Genomic DNA, 17,303 nt, shown 5'->3' on the forward strand with positions numbered 1-17,303 from the left:
GGTCAGCCGCCGCCGAGGGGTCAGCCGCCGCCGAGGCCGGTGGTGGCCACGGAGTTGACGATGCGCCGCTGGAAGAGGAGGAACATCACGATCAGCGGGGCCGCCGACAGCAGGGCGGACGCCATGGACCCGGCGTACTGGATGCCGTAGGCGTCCTTGACGGTGGCGAGACCGACGGGGAGCGTCATGAGGTCGGGGTCGTTGGTGACGACGAAGGGCCACATGAAGTTGTTCCACGCGCCGATGAAGACGAAGATCGATACGGCGGCGACGATCGGGCGGGACAGCGGAAGGACGATCGACCGGAACACCCGGAGTTCGGACGCGCCGTCGATGCGGGCGGCGTCCTCCAGTTCGCGGGGGATGCCGTCGAAGAAGCGCTTGAGGATGAAGACCATCATGGGGGCCACGACCTGCGGCAGGATTACCGCCGCGTAGGTATCCACCAGGTGGAACGTCGTCATCTGCTCGAAGAGCGGGACGATGAGCAGTTGCGGCGGGACCATGATCGCGGCGACGGTGACGGCGAGGAGCGTGCGCTTGCCGCGGAAGGTGCCGCGGGAGAACCCGTACGCGGCGAGGGTGGAGACGGCCACGGTGAGCACGGTGACCAGGACCGCGATCAGCACGCTGTTGAAAGCCCAGGTCAAAACGTTTCCGCGGTCGATGATCCGCCGGTAGGCGGAGAGCGTGAAGGCTCCCTTGAACGGCGACAGGCCCGACTTCATCACGTCCTGCTCGCTCTGCAGCGAGGTGGCGACCGCCCAGAGGAACGGCAGCAGCCAGACGACGGCGAGTACGGTCAGCGCGGTCCCGGCGAGGACGCGGGGCAGCCGTCCGTGGCCGAGCAGCAGGGGGGACCCGGACTCCTGGCGGCGCGGTCGGCGCGGACGGCGGACGGGGGTGGAGACGGCGGACACGGTCAGCCCTCCTGACGGAAGAAGCGGAGCTGCACGACGGAGACGACGACGACGAGCGCGAAGAAGACGTAACTGACCGCAGAGGCGTAGCCCAGCCGGTATCCGGTGAACCCGACGTCGTAGACGTACTCCAGGATCGGGCGGGTCGAGCCGTTGGGGCCGCCCTTGGTCAGGATGTAGATCTGGTCGAACACCTTGAGCGAGGCGAGCACCTGGAGCATGGCGACCAGGACGGTGGTGTGCCGCAGCTGGGGCAGGGTGACGGACCACAGGCGCCGCCAGGCGCCGGCCCCGTCGAGTGCGGCGGCCTCGTCGAAGGTGACGGGCAGGGACTGCAGGGCCGAGAGGTAGAGCAGGAAGTTGAAGCCCACCGTCCACCAGACGGTGAGGGCCGCCACGGACCACATCGCCACCGACTCGTCGGAGAGCCACCCGACGGGATCCAGGCCGAGGGACGTCAGCAGCTGGTTCCCGAGACCGATGTCGGGCTGGTAGAGCCACGTCCAGATGAGCGTGACCACCGTGACCGGCAGCAGGTACGGGGCGAAGTAGGCGAGGCGCCACACCCACTGGCCGACGAGCCCGCTGTGCACGAGCAGGGCCATGACCAGGGCCATCAGGACGAGCGGCACGCAGGATATGAGGGTGAAGAAGACGGTGTTGCCGAGGCTGCTCCAGACGTCCGGGTCACCGAGCGCCTCGGCGTAGTTGGCGAGTCCGACGAACTCGGGTCCGTGCAGGGTGAGGGAGGCGTCGGTGAGGCTCATCCAGAGGCCCTGGACGACGGGCCAGACCAGGAAGAGCCCGAAGAACACCAGGAACGGGAGGACGAACAGGCCTCCGCCGCCGGTGAGGGAGCGTCGGCGCCCGGGCGCGGGCGGGGCTTCGGGGGCGGACGGTGGCGCCGTGGATCCGGCGGGTGCGGTGGTGGTCACGATGCGGCTCCTTCGGCTGTCGTCAGGCGACCGGGTTGGGCCGGCGCAGCAGGGTGTCCGCTTCCCGGACCATCTGCCGTACCGCCTTCTCGGCGGAGGTGTTGCCCAGCAGCGCCGACTGGAGCGGCTGGCACATGCGGTTCTGGAAGTTGCCGCCCGCTCCGGCGAACCAGTTCGGCGGGTCGAGTACGGCGATCTCGGCCGCGGCCGCGTAGGAGGACTGGGGGTCGAGCTTCGCGTACTCGGGGCGGGCCTGGACCGGCAGGTAGGCGGGGATGTGTCCGGCGCTCGCCCAGGTCAGGCTCTGCTTGATGATCTCGGCCACGTACCGGTGGGCCTCGCGGCGGCGAGCGGGGTCGGGGTCGTCCTGGTGCGGCAGGACGAAGCTGTGCGAGTCGGCGTAGACGGCCGGCCGGTCGAAGATCTGTGGGAAGGGGGCGGCCCCGAGGTTCTTGATGCCGGACTTCCGGAAGGTGGGCAGCTCCCACTCGCCGGCCATGATCATGCCGCCGCGGCCGTCCATGAAGGCGGCCATCGCGCCGTTGTAGTCGAGGCTGTTCGGGTTCGTCCGGCCGTCGAAGAGCTGCTTCATGAAGGTCACGACCTTCACCGCCGCATCGACGTCGATCTTCGGGGGCCCGCCGTCGGGCAGTGTGAAGGAGGCGCCGGTCTGGGCGTACAGCGCCAGGAACTGCCGCCAGCTCTGGGCGGTGTCGGTGACGTGTCCGAAGAGGATGCCGGAGCGCCCCGTGGCCTTCGCCAGCCGCTTCCCGGCGTCCAGTAGCGCCTCGGGCGAACCCATCGGCGCCAGTCTGCCGGAGGGGTCGAGCAGACCGGCCTTCCCGGCGACGTCCTTGTCGTAGAAGACGATGAACGGGTGGACGTCCAGCGGGATCGCGTAGACCGTGCCGGCGTGCTGCACCCGCTTCCACACGGCGGGAGCGAAGTCCTTCTCCGTCACGCCGTACTCGGCCAGCAGGTCCAGGTCGAAGGGGTCGAGCAGGCCGCCGGGTGCGTATCCGGCCAGGCGCGACACGTGCATGACCGCCACGTCCGAAGCCCGGCCGCCTGCCGCCGACATGGCCAGTTTCGTGTAGTACGACGGGCCCCAGTCCAGGATCGTCCGGTCCACGTGGAACCCGTCGGCGCCCCGGGAGACCGCCGCGATCATCTCGTCCATCAGCATGCCGTCGCCACCCTGGAACAGGTCCCACACCTTCAGCGAGGAGGACTCTCGGGAGCCGGCCGGCGACGCGCAGCCGGCCAGCGGGCCCGCTGCCAGGAGCGCCGTCGCCCCGGCCGCCCCGTATCGGAGAAGCCGGCGGCGGCCGATGCCGGACGACTCGTCGGGGCTGGGGCCACAGGCGCCAACTGGCCTGCGGGCAGGGGGTGCAGAGCTCATCACTGACCTTTCGACGGCCGGACGACGTGCCCGGCCGACGGCAGGCGCCATCGGCACGGCAGCCATCGGCCGCCCGCGCACATCGGGGTGATCCGCACGGGGTCCACCAGTGCGGTGCCCTAGTTTTTACATCGATGTACATTGGCTGTAAAGGGTTGCGTCACCGACTCTGTTCCGGACCCACCCGTCACCCGGCACTCCGGAACCCGCCCCGGGACGCCCGGAGGGCACCCATAGACTCAGGACGTACCAAGGGCTGGGAGGTGGCTGGTGGCACGGCCGAGGATCAAGGACGTCGCACGGCACGCGGGGGTGTCGGAGAAGACGGTGTCCAACGTGCTCAACGACTACGTGCACGTGTCCGAGCAGACCCGGCGGGTGGTGCAGGAGGCGATCGACCACCTCGGGTACCGCATCAATCTCGCAGGACGACATCTGCGCAGCGGACGGACGGGGATCATCGCCCTCGTCGTGCCGGAGCTCGACGTCCCGTACTTCGCCGAACTGGCCCGGCACGTGGTCCGGGAGGCCGAGGCGCGCTCCCTGACCGTCCTGATCCACCAGTCCGGCGGGGACCGGGAGCGGGAGCGGGCGGCGCTGGCCGGCTTCGGTTCGGAGTTCGTGGACGGTGTCATCCTCAGCCCGCTGGCCCTGGCTCCGGAGGACCTGAGCGCCCGCGCCGGAAGTCCGCCGACCGTCCTCCTGGGCGAGTTGCTGACCGCCGGTGCCGACCACGTGGCGATCGACAACGAACGCGCGGCCCACGAGGCCACCGCTCACCTGCTCGCGCAGGGGCGTCGGCACATCCTCACGGTCGGCGGCCTGGACGACGGGGCGGTCGGCACCGCGCAGGCACGTACCCGGGGGTTCCTCGCCGCGCTCGCCGGGGCGGGCATCGCGCACGACCCCGCCTCCCTGCTGCCGGTGGACGCGTTCCACATGAGCGACGGGGCCACCGCGGTGCACCGGGTACTGGCCGGGGGCGGCCGCCCGGACGCGCTCCTGTGCCTCAACGACCAGCTGGCACTGGGCGCGTTGCGGGCGCTGCACTCCTTCGGGGCCCGGGTGCCCGAGGACGTGGCCGTCATCGGCTTCGACGACGTGGAGGGCGGCCGGTACAGCGTGCCGTCACTGAGCACGGTCGCCCCGGACAAGGAGGCGGTGGCCCGGGTGGCCGTGGACCTGCTGCTGCGCCGTATCGACGAGGCGACGCGTCCGGGTTCCGGGCCGGACGACGAGGGCCGCCCCGGATCGGCGCACCCGCAGGACCGTGTCGTGGCCCACCGCCTCGTCCTGCGCGAGAGCACCGAGGGAGCGGCGGTACGCGACGGGGCCTGGTGACGACACGCGGAAGATCAGCCTGCCGCGGGCAAAGTCGCACGCGGCGAGTGCCTCACGCCCGCCCGCGGCACCCCGCCGGTGGCCGCGCCGCGCATGCCCCGCAGGAGTACCCCTGGAACAACCGGGGCACTCCTGCGGGGCACGTCCACGTCAGGACCGGACGAGTCGCCCGTCGTCGACCTCGCGGACCGGCTGGTTTCCCTCGGCGATCTTCGTCGGCATCTCCGCCACGGAGTCGGAAGAGTGCGCCAGTGACGCGTACTCGCCCGTGATCCGTACTCACCCACCAGCCATCTGCCGATCCGCCCGTCCCGCGTGTCGATGAACTTTCCCGTCACTCCGTCCAGCCGTCCTGGTCCGGACGGAACCACGGCAACCCCCGAAAACGTGACTACGGTCCCCACCCGCCCGCCGCGATACGGTCGGGCCCGGCGGACCGGTCCGCACGCGCTCACACCTTCCGGCGGGCATGGGCCACAACGTACACACGTGTCCTGAAGTGTGTCGGTCGAGCGTCTGACGCAGCGAAACATGTGCGCGCGGAGAATCCGGAAGCCCAACTCGTCCGTAAACCCGGCCCGCCCCTCGTCCCAGCGCGGCCCGCCCGGTCTCACCGACCACCCCGCCGCACAGGAGCGAGCAGAGCGACCCGCCCCCTGTGACGCAGGCCACACGACAGGGGTGCATAGCGAGGCGGGCGTCAGTGTCTTTGTCAGTGGTGGAGGGCGTGTCCGCGGTCGTGCGGTGGTGTACGGGTCATCGACGTGTGCCGCCCGCCGTCGGCGGGAGTCGTGGCGGAGCCGGTGAGCCGGCGGGGAGGTGAGGGGGCGGGACCCATGGGTCGATCGAGGGCCGAGGAGTTCGACCGGTTCGTCACGGCTCGGTGGCCTGCCCTGCTCCATCTGGCGCGGCTGCTCACCGGCGGAGACCGGCACCGGGCGGAGGACCTGCTCCAGGAGGCGCTGGTCAAGCTCTGGTTCGCGTGGCCGAAGGTGGCCGATGAGGCGCCCGAAGCGTACGTGCGCCGGATTCTCGTCCGTGCCGCAGCCCGCTCGGCACGGCGGCGTTGGTGGGGTGAGCAGCCCGTGGGCACGCTGCCCGATCCGCCCGCGGCGGCGGACGAGACGGCCGCCGTGGACGAACGGACCCGGTTGGAGGCCATGTTGGCGTTGCTCCCCACGCGGCAGCGGGCCGCCGTGGTGCTGCGCTACTACCAGGACCTGCCCGAGAGTTCCGTCGCCGGTGCCCTGGGATGTCCGGTGGGAACGGCCCGTTCGCTGACAGCACGCGGAGTCGCACGGCTGCGGCGGCTCATGGCCGAACCGGCCGGAGCAGGCGGACCGGCGGAGACGGTCGGACCATCCGGACCGGTCGGACCATCCGGACCGGTCGGACCATCCGGACCGGTCGGCTCACTCGGACCGGTCGAGTGAAGGAGGAGGAACAATGGACCACTTCGAGCAGGAACTGGCGCGGATGATGCGTGACGGCCGGGAGGACGCGCCCTTCGAGGACCGTCATCGCCACCGGCTCCGGGTTGCCGTGCGCGCCCGGCAGCGGACCCGTACGGCCTGGTTGGCCACGGGGTCCGCGCTGACCGTCGCCGGACTGGGAATCGCACTGACGGTCCTGTCGAACTCACTCGCGGACGGTGGCCCGACCGGTCCCCCGCCCCGTCCGGTCGTGTCCGCCGAGTCGGTCCCGGCACCCTCGACGGCCCGCCTCCCTCCCACGGCGCCCGCGGAGACCTCGACGCCCCCGACTCCCTCGACCGCCCGGGCCGCGCCCCTCGGGCTCCGGGCTCCGAGCAGCGGCGGCGTGCAGTGAGCGCCGGGCCCGCGGGCGGGCACCCGGCCGGAGCGCGAGCGGTGGAATCCGTCTCCTGGGAGCAACGGCTGCGGCGGTTCGGGTATGTCGCGCGCCCGACGCCGTCCGTTCGCGACCGCCTGGTCGTGCCGTTTCCCGACCCGGCGTCGTGGCCGTGGCGCGCGCTCGGACTGTCCGGGGCGGCGTCGCGCCGTCCCGGCTGGAGCGGGCCGCTGCTGGTGGCGCTCCTCGCCGGGCTGGCACGTTTCTGGCATCTGGGCAGCCCGCGGGCGGTCGTGTTCGACGAGACGTACTACGCCAAGGACGCCTGGTCCCTGCTGCGGCACGGCTACGAGAGCGGCTGGCCGGACCGTACGGTCTCCGACCTCCAGATCCTGGGCCATCCCCAGGTGATCCCCCTCTCCGACACCGGGGTCTTCGTCGCGCATCCGCCGGCGGGAAAGTGGGTGATCGCCCTCGGCGAGTGGATGTTCGGGCTGAACCCGTTCGGCTGGCGCTTCATGATGGCGGTCCTCGGCACTCTGTCGGTGCTGATGCTCTGCCGGATCGGGCGCCGCCTGCTCCGTTCGACGTGGCTGGGCTGCCTGGCCGGAGCGCTGTTGGCCGTGGACGGGCTGCACTTCGTGATGAGCCGCAACGCCCTGCTGGACCTCGTCGTCATGTTCTTCGTGCTGGCGGCGTTCGGGTGCCTGCTCGTCGACCGGGACCGTGCGCGGGCGCGGCTCGCGGCAGCCCTGCCGGTCGACGCGGAGGGCCGGACGCGCCCGGACGGGCCGACCGGCGAACGTGCCGGAACGGGCGTGCGGCCCTGGCGGATCGCGGCCGGCGTCTTCCTGGGGCTCGCGGCGTCGGCCAAGTGGAACGGCCTGTACTTCCTCGCCTTCTTCGTGGCCCTCACCCTGCTGTGGGACGTCGGCGCCCGCCGTGTCGCAGGTGCGTACCGCCCCTGGCGCGCGGTGCTGCGCATGGATCTCGGCCGGTCGGTGCTCTCCCTCGTACCGGTCGCCGTCGCGACGTATCTGGTGACCTGGACGGGCTGGTTCGTGTCCGACGACGGTTACGGACGCCACTGGGCGGACGGCCGCGGCGGCGCCTGGTCGTGGATTCCGGCCCCGCTCCGCGGCCTGTGGCACTACGAGTACGGGGTGTACCGGTTCAACGTGGCGCTGCACGCCCCCCACGCGTACGAGTCGAATCCGTGGAGCTGGCTGGTTCTCGGCCGTCCCGTGCTGTTCTCCTACGTGTCACCCGAGGCCGGGACGGCCGGTTGTTCCCCGGCGGGGAGTTGCTCGCAGGTGGTCCTCGCCCTCGGGACGCCGCTCCTGTGGTGGTCGGCGTGCTGCGCGCTCGGTTACCTGCTGTACCGGTGGGCACTGCGGCGGGACTGGCGCTGCGGGGCCGTGCTGTGTGCCGTGGGCGCCGGGTACCTGCCCTGGTTCCTGTACCAGGACCGGACGGTCTTCTCCTTCTACGCGGTCGTCTTCGTGCCGTACCTGTGCCTGGCCGTGACGATGATGCTGGCGGCTCTGGCGGGGCCGCCGGGAGCGGCCCACGGGCGGCGGCTGCGGGGAACGGTGGCCGCCGGCCTGGTGGTCCTGCTCGTCGTCTGGAACTTCGTCTACTTCTTCCCGGTCTACACGGGGCAGACGATCCCGTACGCCGGCTGGCGGGCCAGGATGTGGCTCGACACCTGGATCTGACCGGACGGCCGCCGGGCTCGCCGCCGAACCGGCTCGCACCGGCGGTGACGGGCCGGCGGACGCGGGGTGACCGTCGCTTCTGCTCCGGAGAACCCGGACGGCTCCGGCTGCGACAGGCACTCGTGCCGGCCGCAGGGCGCGGTCGTGGATGAAGTGGGGGGTCCGGAAGGCACCCTGACGCACCGGCAGGCGTACGTCCGTGCTCGCCGCGCGGCGGGGGCCGGTTCGTTGTGAGCACCCCCCGCGTCTCCCCACTCCGTCCTCGGCACTGAGTTCCCCGGCGCCGGAGGGGGCATGCACGATACGCATGCCCCCTCCGGCATGTCCGGGGTGCGGCCGGCCCGGACCTCCGCGCGCGAGCGGGCTCGTTCCCGGAACGGCGGCCCGGCCGTACCGTCCGCCACTGTCCAGGAGTTGCCCGGACCCCGTACGACGACTCCGCACCATCACCAGGAGAGACACATGAGTTCGCGCGAGCAGTGCCCGTACCACGACGGCCGGGTGGTCATCGGTCCCGCGTTCAAGGCGGACGCCCCGGCCCGGTACGCCCGGCTGCGGGCCCTCGGCCCCATCCACCCGGCCGAGTTCCACAGCGGGCTCAAGGGCTGGGTCGTCGTCGGGCACGACCTGGCCCGGCAGGCGCTGAACCACCCGGCCCTGCTGAAGGACGCCACGCCGGCCGCCGATGCCCTGGCCGCCGCCGGTTACGTACTCCATCAGCCCTCGGTCGGACTCGGCGCGCAGATGATGGAGGCCGATCCGCCCGAGCACAGCCGCCTGCGCCGGCTGGCATCGGCCGCGTTCACTCCCCGGCGTACGGCCGAACTGGCGCCGCGCATCGAGCGGATCGCCCACGACCTGATCGACGCGATGCCGCCGTCGGGCGAGTTCGACCTCGTGGAGGCGTTCAACAACCCGCTGCCCGCCGCGGTCATCGCCGAACTCCTCGGTATTCCGGCGGAGCACCACACGGATTTCCGCCGCTGGTCGGGGCTGGCCCTCCAGGTGGCCTCGCCCGGGCACCGGCCGGCGCTCGCCGGACTGCACGGGCTGCTGGCCGAGTTGGTCGCGGAGAAGCGACGCACCCCCGGGGACGACCTGCTGTCCGCGCTGGTCGCCGTCCGCGACGAGGAGGACGGCCGGCTGTCGGAGGAGGAACTCGTGGGCACGGCCATGATGCTGGTCGTCGCGGGCCACGAGAGCACCGTGAACCTGCTGGGCAACGCCGTCCTGGCGCTGCTTCGGCATCCGGAACAGCTCGGGTTGTTGTACGAGCGCCCTGGACTCATCCCCGGGGCGGTGGAGGAGTTCCTGCGGTACGACACCTCCGTCGAGCGCTCCACCAGCCGCTACGCCTCCGAGGATCTTGAGCTGGGCGGGGTCTCAATCCCCCGGGGCGGCATGATCACCGTCGCGCTCGGGTCTGCCGGCCACGACCTCCCGCAGGCGGTGGGCGGCGATCCCACCGTTCTCGACGTGACCCGGCCGGCCGCCCGCCATCTGGCCTTCGGCCACGGCATCCACTACTGCCTGGGCGCCCCCCTCGCCCGGCTGGAGGCGAGCGTGGCCCTGCGCGTCCTGCTCTCCCGCGTCCCCGGCCTGGAACTCGCGGCCCCGGTGGAATCGCTCGACTGGATCGGCTCCGGCATCATCCGCGGCGTGCTGTCCCTGCCGGTACGCCGTCGCGCCCGCTGACTGCCGCATGCCCGCCGCGGTGGCGCGCCGAGGTCGAGCCGGTGGGACGGCAGCGGACGGCCGGGGGCGACCGCCCGACACTCTCCGGACGCGGGCCTACGGCGAACGTACGCCCGCCACCCCGCGGCGGAGCCTGTCTCCGTCCCACCGCGCGGGTGACGGCTGATGTCGCCGACCGGATGGATCCGGACCCGGCGTTCGGTGAAGGGCCGGCGCCCGTTCCTGCGCTGGAAGCGGTCGCCGCAGACCTCCGCGCCGGAGGCGTTGATCAGCGTGGCGGGCAGCGTCCGGGGGGACGTGCCGTGCTCGACGCGGGCCGTCGGCGCACCGACGGCGTCGGTCGTACCGTCGCCCTGGTCGAGACCGCAGTGGGCGGTGCCGGGGGGCGCGGAAGAGGCGGTGGAGGCCGCCGACCCGTCGGAAGCCGCCCATCTGCTGCTCGACCTGCTTGCGGCAGTCCACGGTTCCCCCGGCGGGGATGAACTGCTCGGCCTGTCCGTGCCAGGTCAGGAGCTTGCCGCCGGAATCGCGGAAGGCGGACAGGTCCGGGTCGTCGGTGCCGATGATCTTGTCGTACGCAGCCTGGGACTGCCGGAAGAGCTGGGTGGACCGGCGGTGGGTGAGGGTCGGGACGTCGAAGGACGGCTGCTTCTTCGGCCGGACCTTGACCCATGCCTCGGGCACCGGGAACGGCGCTCCCGCGACGTTGCCGTCGGCGTCGGGCTCGGTGGTGCCCGCCGGACAGGAGAGGTCGGCCCCGACAGGGACGCCGGACCGGAGAGCTTCTTGTCCCCGCGCGGGCGACCAAGTGCCCCTCGCGGGGCCGGAGTAGGCCCTGAGAGGCGCCGCGGACCACGGCATCCGTCGATGCTCGCCGATCCGGTCGCCGCGATCCGGTCGCCGCGATCCGGTTCGACGAACGGCCGACGGGCCTCTCCGCCGCGGCCGGGCTGCCGCGTCGTCGAGGCAGCCGTCGATCGCGTAGCCGTGCTCCTCCCGATGCCCAGACGTGGCGCGTGACCACGACGCCCTTGGGGAGAGCCCCGGCCGCGACCGGCCACCGGACGGCAGCCGGAAGCACCGATCCTTGCACCTCCCAGTCGTCACCTGTCAAAATGGTGATGTGAATCTTGACCATGTCTTCGTATGCGAGCACCCCGCCCTCGACTTCGCGGCCACCCTCCGCGTCCGGCGCTCGACCCGTTTCGAGATGTTCGTGACGCCGGAGCGGCTCGACGCCTGGTTCGTGGAGTCCGGGCTCGTGGACACGGTCACTCCCGCCGGGGAGGACGACGTCCGGGCGGCGGTCACCCTGCGCGAGGCCATCTACCAGCTTGTCACCAACCGGCGTCTCGGTGAGGAATTCGAACGCGAGGCGCTCGACGTGGTCAACGCCGCCGCGCTGAGGACTCCGGTGACGCCCCAGCTCACCATGGCCGGCCGACGCGTCGAAGCGACCGCTCCGCAGGCCCTGGCGACCCTCGCCCGGCAGGCCGTCGAGCTGCTGAGCGGTCCGGACGTCCCGCTGATGAAGGAGTGCGGCAATCCCGAGTGCACCCGGGTCTACATCGACCGCTCCCGGGGCATGCGCCGCCAGTGGTGCGGCATGGAGTCCTGCGGCAACAAGATCAAGGCCGCCGCCTACCGGGCACGCAAGAAGACCGCACCCGCAGCGCACTGAGCCGTCCCGGAGCCCTGCGTGAAGCACGGCGACTGCGGGGCACTCCGTGGCACACCGGAACAATCCGGTGAGGCCGACCCTCCCTTTCCGGCGCCTCGGCATACCCCTGACACACACCTGTCCCCACACGGCGCGCGAGGCCGGACCGGCCGCCGTGACCCGTGCCGCCGTGACACGTCCTGCGAATGGCTGGGCGAAGGCACCCGCTGAGCCATACGTTCCGGGGAAGTGCTGCGCGGGTGACATCTCCGCGTACCGGACCGTCCGAGAGAATCGGGCACCTCCCACGTGCGCGGGCATGTCGGCGTTCGTCGTGAGGCGTGGACATGCCTGGCAGGGCACTCGGCGTCGACGACACACCTCCGCGCGAGGCCCTCGGCATGGGTACCATGCGCAGCGTCATCCACAACGAGGGAGGGAACGGTTGTGACCAGCCAGTCAGCCGCCACGCTCCGGTCGCGGTATGCAGAACAAGCCGCGTCGGACCTGGAGCAGAATCGTCGGCGGCAACAGGAACTGACGGAGAGGATCGCGGTGTTGAAGCAGGAGGAATCCCTCCTGGTGGACATCCTGAACCTCGCCGAACGGTACGAGGGCTTCGTCGACGCGTCCCGCCTGCCCGAGCAGGCGCAGGGCGAGCCCGCCGCCGGGACGAAGCGGACGTCCACCGCCTCTCGGCGCTCGGCTTCGGGCAGCACCGCTCCGGCAGGCGCCAGGGCGAAGGCCGATGCGAAGGGGAAGTCGCGTCAGCCTCTGCTCGGTGGACTCCTGACGGAGCTGCTCGGCAACTACGAGGAGCCGCGGCCGGCGAAGGAGCTGCGGGACGAGCTCCTGGAGAAGCACCCGGACCGGAACCCCACGCCCCAGGTCGTGCGGAACACCCTGGAGTCTTTGGTCGCCAAGGGACACATCCAGCGACACAAGGAAGAGCGCTCCGTCATGTACACCCTGGTGAAGCCGGATGGGGCGAGCTGACACGCGAATGTGTCAGCGGGGTGTGTCAGTAGGGTGTGTCAGTAGGGTGTGTCAGTGGGGCGTGTCAGTGGAGCCGTGGCTCCATGGCCGGACTCGGGTGTGCCCGTAGCGCGCCGGCTGCCCGCCCGGAACTCCGGGCGCCGACGGGTACGGCGCGGTCGTGCGTGCCACCTCGTCGAGGCCTCGACGGCCGAGTGAGGCCCCGCCCGCCATCGCTGTTCCTCCGAGGCCTCCGACGCTCGGCCGTACGTCACCGATTCCCCCGGCCGACCGCGTCCGTGCCGCCTTCGCTCGGCCGGACGTCTCACCGACTCGGTTCCCCTCCGGCGATCTCCGGTCACACGCACGTCCACGCCCCGCCGAAGCGACGTCCGGTGCGGCTGTGACGTACAGACGTGTGACGACATCGGTGCGGCGGCTCTTCCGTCGTCCGTTGTGGCCGTAAGGTTTGCGCGCCCGGGTGGAGGTCCACACCGCCCGGCGTACGAAGTGTGTCTCCTACCCTGCGAAGTGTGTCGTCGCCTCCCGCGCGACGGCCCGGGAGAACAACGGCCGCCCCGTGCGGGGGCAGCGCTGTCGACTCCGAACGGGGCGACCGGCTAAGCGTGTTCGGAGCAGGCCGGGCCGTGGGTCCGACTTGCTGGGAACGAGCGCCCCCGGGCTCGTCAGGTGATCTCCTGGAGTCGTGACGAACTCCTCGACAGGCGCCGAGCGCGCCGCACTCGCCGATCCGACGAGCGGGCTCCTCGCTGCAGCCCGCGCCATCGCACCCGTACTGAGCCACGCCGCGGACGCGGCAGAATCCGACAGCCGGCTGACTCCCGGGGCAGTACAGGCCCTGCGCGAGACGGGGCAGTTCGCGCTCGGGGTGCCGCAACGCTTCGGTGGCACCGAACTCATGCCCGCCGACAGCCTGGAGGTGACCGCCGAGCTCGCGCTCGCCTGCCCGTCGAGCGCCTGGGTGGTGATGGTCTCGTACGTCGCACAGCAGATCGCGGCCTCCTTCGGGGAGAGGGCCTGTAGCGACCTGTGGAGCGACGGTCCAGACGTCGCCCTGTGCGGGGTGTTCAGCGACGTGGGAGCCGTCTCCCGGCCGGTCGGCGGCGGGGTGATCGTCACCGGCACGTGGTCCTGGGCCTCGGGCTGCCACCACGCCGGCTGGGCCCTGCTCGGCGTCCCACTGCCCGAAGAGCCCGATAACGCGCCGACGCGGGGCCTGGCCCTGATTCCGGCTTCCGACCTTGCCGTCAGCAGGACCTGGGACATGGCGGGGATGCGTGGGACAGGCAGTGACACCCTGGTCGCCGACGAGGTGTTCGTACCCCACCACCGGCTCCGGGAGTTCGCCGACGTCGTCCGGGGACACGGGCTTCCCCAGGAGCCGCTGTACCGGATTCCACCGGGGTCCATGACGCTGGTGTCGATGGGCCCCCTGCTGGGCGCCGCGCGGTCGGTTCTCCGGCTCACCCTGGACGCCGTCGAGAGCGGGAAACCGATGGCCATGTCCCTGTACGCCCGCCTCGCCGACTCACCGAGCGTGCAGACGGCACTCGCCGAGGCGGCCACCCTGATCGACTCCGCCCACCTGCATCTGAGGCGCTCGGCCGAGTCCGTGGGCGCGGCGGCGGTCTCGGGGACCTCTCCGTCGCCGATCGAGCGCGCGCGGGTCCGGATGGACGCGGGACACGCCTCCACCTGCCTGCTGCAGGCGGTGCAGGCACTGCTCACCATCGGCGGGGCGGGCAGCTTCGCGGCGTCGAAGACCGTACAGCGCCACTGGCGTGACCTGGAGACCGCCGCCCGGCATCCCACGCTCCACCCCGGCCTCGCCAAGGAGATGTACGGGCGGGCCCTGGTGGGGGACGTACGGCCGGTCAGTCCCATGGTCTGAGCTCCACCGTCCGCGTCTCCCCCGAGGCCGGGCCGCCTGGACGGCATCCCGCCGTCCCCGGCAGGCTCGCGAGGGGCCCTCACGCCCGTCAGCTGTTCACACATGTGAGGAACCATCGGAACATCCTGTCGACAGCCGTCGACGGCACCTGGGAGCGTGTGCGCACCGCCCTGGTAGCCCCTGCCGACACGGACGAGGGCCTGGCCTGGTCGTGTCGGTGGACTCCACTATTGTGCGGGCCCACCAACACGCGGCCGGGGCCCGTAAAAAGGGGCCCGGGCCGCCGAACCCGGCGACCACGCCATCGGCGGGTCCCGCGGCGGACTGGGCACGAGGATCCACCTCGCCGCCGCTGCTCGCTGCCGACCTCTGGCGTTCGTCCTCACCGCTGGCCAGGCCGGTGACGCACCCGCTTTCACCGATGTCATGGACCGCCCGCGTGTCCCGCGCCCGCGAGGACGGCCCCGCACCACGCCGGACCTGATCCTGGCCGACAAGGCGTACTCCTCGCGCGCGATCCGTGACCACCTGCGCAAGCGCGGCATCCGAGCAGTGATGCCCGTCCCCGCTGACCAGCGCGCACACCGGCTACGCCGGGGCAGCCGGGGCGCCGGGGCGGCAGGCCACCGGCCTTCGACCGGGAGGCGTACAAGAAGCCTCCGCCAACGTGAAGTCGCAGGTCCAAGGGCTGGTGTGATCGGTTCTCGGGGTGCTCACGCTGGTCGGGGGCGGGAGTCTGAGGAGTAGATCGTCTGTCAGCACGGGTGGGTCGAAGAGAAACGCGATGCAGCAGCGCCGGCGGATGTGCGAGCCTTCTTTCCCCGGACGCCGACCGAGAAGACTCCGATGACCCGCGATGACGCCCTCAAGCAGCTCAGCCACATCGCGCGCGAGCGGGCATTCGGTAGGCACGTCGGGTCCGACCGGCTCATCCAGGCAGGGCTCGACGCACTCATTGCTGGGGTGGAGAGTCCCTCCCTCGCCATGCTGGCCGGCCTCCTCCGGAGCGAGGAACCCGAAGCACCAGCGCTCTTCGACCAGATACTGGAGGAACTGGGACTGCTCTTCCAGCCGCCCGCTGACCCGCGCGACGCGAAGTGGGCGATGGCCTACTGGATCGCTGGTCAGATTGCTGACGGAACCCTGGATCCCGCCGCCGGCACTCACATCATCTGGGCAGACATCGCCTATGACCTTGGCTGTCCCGAAGAGCTGCAAACCCTCGTCTCGTGCGCTCTCAACCTGGACGAGTGGGACGAGAGCTGGGGAGTCTCCGTCGAGGAGCTCAACAGAGAAGCCGTCGAGGCGGCGAAGCAGTTCTTGAGCAAGTGGTCGGCAGCAGAAGTAGGTAGCTGAACTGTCCGGTTCTCGCTCCCCGCGGTTCGGCCGCCTTCTACGATCCGATGCATGCTGGATCCCGAGCTGCTGGAACGGATCACCGCGCGGCGCGCGGAACTGGACGAACTCGAAGAACAGCTGGCCAAACAGCTGGCGGAAGTACGGGCCGAGCGGGACGAACTCGCCGTCGCCGAAGCCGTCCTTGAACGGATGACCGGCCGGCTCGCCGAGCAACGCGCCTCGGCCGGGCCGATGCCAGGGCAGGTGACCGGACGACCAGTGATGCTGATTCCACACCGCGAACCGGGTGTGGAGGAGGACTCGCTCCCGTGGGACTACCAGCGCATCATCGCCGCCGTGCGGCAGGCCGCTGGACCGGTCATGGCCCGTGAGGTCGGCGTGGTGGTGGGGGTGGACGTCAGCGTGCGGGCCAAGCTGGAACCGCTGCGCAGCAAGCTGGTCAGACTCGTCGTTCGCGGCTGGCTGCGGAAACTGCCCGACGGCCGGTCCACCACCCGCCTGTGACCAGGAGCATCGCCACTCGGAGCGGCTCGGAACGGGCGTAACCAGGGTGCCCCCGGCGGCCGTTGAAATTGTGTGACGAATACCAAAGAGCTCGCCGAGAACACCTGCCCGCCTGTCTACCAGTGCCGTCTGCCGCCGTCCACGCGCACCGTCAGCCACCTCGCCGATCTGCTCAGGCGCCACCTGAAGGCGATCCGCTCCAGGTGGCGGATCCTGCCGCCGGGGAAGATCGCGGTGATCGTCCTGGCCGTACTGCGCCACGACCAGCGTCTGGCCGACATGGCCGGCGGCAACGACGTGTCCGAGTCCACGGTCCGCCGCTGGCGCGACGAGCTCATCGGACTGCTCGCAGCGCAGGCTCCGCGTCTGGACCGCGCCCTGATGAAGGTCGCCAAGCAGGGCGGGGAGGTGGTCCTGATCGGCGGCACCCTCATCCGCACCCAGCGCCGCACCGGCCCCGCCCGCGCCACCCAACTCCTGCGCACTCTGCTCGTCCTGACGAACCTCGAAGTCAACCGCTGACGGATGATCTTCTCCGCGGACTGCCGCCCACGACCAGCACGAGCACCCCGAGAACTGATCACACCAGCTCTTTGACCTGCGACTTCAAGTTGACGGAGGCTCAAGCCAGGCAACACCGCCGAGCGGTGCTTCCACCGCGTGAAGCAGTGGCGCGGCATCGCCACCCGCTACGAGAAGACCGCCATCATCTACCTGGCCGGCCTCCACATCGCGGGCATCTTCCTCCGGTCCGCCCGATAGCGCGGTCTCGGTCAGTGACCTGTGTGTTGTTCAGTGGCTGATGCTGTCCAATTCGGCCTCATCCTCGTCCGAGAGGGAAAGCCCGGCGCCTGCGATGTTCTCGCGCAGGTGGGCGGTGGACGAAGTACCGGGGATGAGCAGGATGTTCGGCGAGCGCTGGATCAGCCAGACCAGCGCGACCGACATGGGCGTCGCCCCCAGTCGGTTCGCGACCTGTGAGAGGGCGTTAAGTCCGATCTTCCTCGGTTCGTGATCGCTCGATCGTGGGACTGATCGCCGTACGAGCCAGCCGTTCGCCATGTGCATGCTGG

The 17,303-nt window shown here is 71.1% G+C and carries 16 protein-coding genes and 2 pseudogenes; 13 read left to right on the top strand and 5 right to left on the bottom strand.

Translation table 11 applies throughout. The annotated features are described in order from the left end of the window. Positions 1–20 precede the first annotated feature (20 nt). From ACFZAX_RS32220 to ACFZAX_RS32230, 3 genes are read right to left on the bottom strand one after another with little or no spacing between them, the layout of a single operon-like run. Positions 21–920, bottom strand: a complete 900-nt coding sequence (locus ACFZAX_RS32220) for an ABC transporter permease subunit (RefSeq protein ID WP_390966008.1) — start codon at positions 918–920, stop codon at positions 21–23. A 2-nt stretch (positions 921–922) separates the two neighbouring features. Beyond that, positions 923–1,855: an ABC transporter permease subunit gene (locus ACFZAX_RS32225; RefSeq protein ID WP_390966010.1), complete on the bottom strand. Its 933-nt coding sequence runs from the start codon at positions 1,853–1,855 to the stop codon at positions 923–925. A gap of 22 nt (positions 1,856–1,877) precedes the next feature. Beyond that, the gene (locus ACFZAX_RS32230; RefSeq protein ID WP_390966012.1) at positions 1,878–3,257 is read right to left on the bottom strand and encodes an extracellular solute-binding protein; all 1,380 of its coding nucleotides are present in this window, start codon (positions 3,255–3,257) and stop codon (positions 1,878–1,880) included. 270 nt (positions 3,258–3,527) lie between these two features. Between ACFZAX_RS32230 and ACFZAX_RS32235 the strand changes: the two genes are divergently transcribed. The 5 genes from ACFZAX_RS32235 (at position 3,528) to ACFZAX_RS32255 (ending at position 9,820) form a co-directional block, all read left to right on the top strand. After that, the gene (locus ACFZAX_RS32235) at positions 3,528–4,598 is read left to right on the top strand and encodes a substrate-binding domain-containing protein (RefSeq protein ID WP_390966013.1); all 1,071 of its coding nucleotides are present in this window, start codon (positions 3,528–3,530) and stop codon (positions 4,596–4,598) included. 836 nt (positions 4,599–5,434) lie between these two features. Further along, positions 5,435–6,031 carry a SigE family RNA polymerase sigma factor gene (locus ACFZAX_RS32240; RefSeq protein WP_390966015.1) on the top strand — a complete coding sequence of 199 codons (597 nt, stop codon included), beginning with the start codon at positions 5,435–5,437 and terminating at the stop codon, positions 6,029–6,031. Between the two features lie 13 nt (positions 6,032–6,044). Continuing rightward, positions 6,045–6,425, top strand: a complete 381-nt coding sequence (locus tag ACFZAX_RS32245) for a hypothetical protein (RefSeq protein WP_390966017.1) — start codon at positions 6,045–6,047, stop codon at positions 6,423–6,425. A gap of 41 nt (positions 6,426–6,466) precedes the next feature. Further along, positions 6,467–8,125 carry a phospholipid carrier-dependent glycosyltransferase gene (locus tag ACFZAX_RS32250; RefSeq protein WP_390966019.1) on the top strand — a complete coding sequence of 553 codons (1,659 nt, stop codon included), beginning with the start codon at positions 6,467–6,469 and terminating at the stop codon, positions 8,123–8,125. Positions 8,126–8,587: 462 nt separating this feature from the next. Then, complete coding sequence (locus tag ACFZAX_RS32255) at positions 8,588–9,820, top strand: cytochrome P450 (RefSeq protein WP_390966020.1); 1,233 nt, start codon at positions 8,588–8,590, stop codon at positions 9,818–9,820. A gap of 96 nt (positions 9,821–9,916) precedes the next feature. On the opposite strand, the gene ACFZAX_RS32260 is transcribed toward ACFZAX_RS32255, so the two are convergent. Next, positions 9,917–10,681 carry a tannase/feruloyl esterase family alpha/beta hydrolase gene (locus ACFZAX_RS32260; protein WP_390966022.1) on the bottom strand — a complete coding sequence of 255 codons (765 nt, stop codon included), beginning with the start codon at positions 10,679–10,681 and terminating at the stop codon, positions 9,917–9,919. Between the two features lie 262 nt (positions 10,682–10,943). Between ACFZAX_RS32260 and ACFZAX_RS32265 the strand changes: the two genes are divergently transcribed. The 8 genes and pseudogenes from ACFZAX_RS32265 to ACFZAX_RS32300 form a co-directional block, all read left to right on the top strand. After that, positions 10,944–11,501, top strand: coding sequence for an ABATE domain-containing protein (locus ACFZAX_RS32265; protein WP_390966024.1), 558 nt, complete (start codon positions 10,944–10,946; stop codon positions 11,499–11,501). A 426-nt stretch (positions 11,502–11,927) separates the two neighbouring features. Next, positions 11,928–12,476: a hypothetical protein gene (locus ACFZAX_RS32270; protein ID WP_390966026.1), complete on the top strand. Its 549-nt coding sequence runs from the start codon at positions 11,928–11,930 to the stop codon at positions 12,474–12,476. 685 nt (positions 12,477–13,161) lie between these two features. Continuing rightward, a complete protein-coding gene (locus tag ACFZAX_RS32275; RefSeq protein ID WP_390966028.1) occupies positions 13,162–14,367 on the top strand; it encodes an acyl-CoA dehydrogenase family protein in 1,206 nt (401 codons plus the stop codon). Between the two features lie 140 nt (positions 14,368–14,507). After that, positions 14,508–15,020 (top strand): annotated as a pseudogene (locus tag ACFZAX_RS32280) (IS5 family transposase); the annotation flags it as partial. 193 nt (positions 15,021–15,213) lie between these two features. Next, complete coding sequence (locus ACFZAX_RS32285) at positions 15,214–15,723, top strand: hypothetical protein (RefSeq protein WP_390966030.1); 510 nt, start codon at positions 15,214–15,216, stop codon at positions 15,721–15,723. Positions 15,724–15,774: 51 nt separating this feature from the next. Continuing rightward, positions 15,775–16,230, top strand: a complete 456-nt coding sequence (locus ACFZAX_RS32290; RefSeq protein WP_390966032.1) for a hypothetical protein — start codon at positions 15,775–15,777, stop codon at positions 16,228–16,230. Between the two features lie 72 nt (positions 16,231–16,302). Then, positions 16,303–16,752 carry a hypothetical protein gene (locus tag ACFZAX_RS32295; RefSeq protein ID WP_390966034.1) on the top strand — a complete coding sequence of 150 codons (450 nt, stop codon included), beginning with the start codon at positions 16,303–16,305 and terminating at the stop codon, positions 16,750–16,752. A gap of 111 nt (positions 16,753–16,863) precedes the next feature. Then, a pseudogene (locus ACFZAX_RS32300) lies at positions 16,864–16,992 on the top strand (IS5/IS1182 family transposase); the annotation flags it as partial. Between the two features lie 30 nt (positions 16,993–17,022). On the opposite strand, the gene ACFZAX_RS32305 reads toward ACFZAX_RS32300, so the two are convergent. Beyond that, a partial coding sequence (locus tag ACFZAX_RS32305; protein ID WP_390966036.1) for an aldo/keto reductase occupies positions 17,023–17,303 on the bottom strand: 281 nt, incomplete at its 5' end.

This window comes from Streptomyces sp. NPDC008125 (assembly GCF_042957125.1).
In the GTDB taxonomy this organism is placed as follows: Bacteria; Actinomycetota; Actinomycetes; order Streptomycetales; family Streptomycetaceae; genus Streptomyces.

Coding starts and splice junctions, on each gene's coding strand:
- ACFZAX_RS32260 (WP_390966022.1), bottom strand. CDS start 10,681: ATGCCGTGGTCCGCGGCGCCTCTCAGGGCCTACTCCGGCCCCGCGAGG.
- ACFZAX_RS32230 (WP_390966012.1), bottom strand. CDS start 3,257: ATGAGCTCTGCACCCCCTGCCCGCAGGCCAGTTGGCGCCTGTGGCCCC.
- ACFZAX_RS32245 (WP_390966017.1), top strand. CDS start 6,045: ATGGACCACTTCGAGCAGGAACTGGCGCGGATGATGCGTGACGGCCGG.
- ACFZAX_RS32290 (WP_390966032.1), top strand. CDS start 15,775: ATGCTGGATCCCGAGCTGCTGGAACGGATCACCGCGCGGCGCGCGGAA.
- ACFZAX_RS32240 (WP_390966015.1), top strand. CDS start 5,435: ATGGGTCGATCGAGGGCCGAGGAGTTCGACCGGTTCGTCACGGCTCGG.
- ACFZAX_RS32285 (WP_390966030.1), top strand. CDS start 15,214: ATGACCCGCGATGACGCCCTCAAGCAGCTCAGCCACATCGCGCGCGAG.
- ACFZAX_RS32255 (WP_390966020.1), top strand. CDS start 8,588: ATGAGTTCGCGCGAGCAGTGCCCGTACCACGACGGCCGGGTGGTCATC.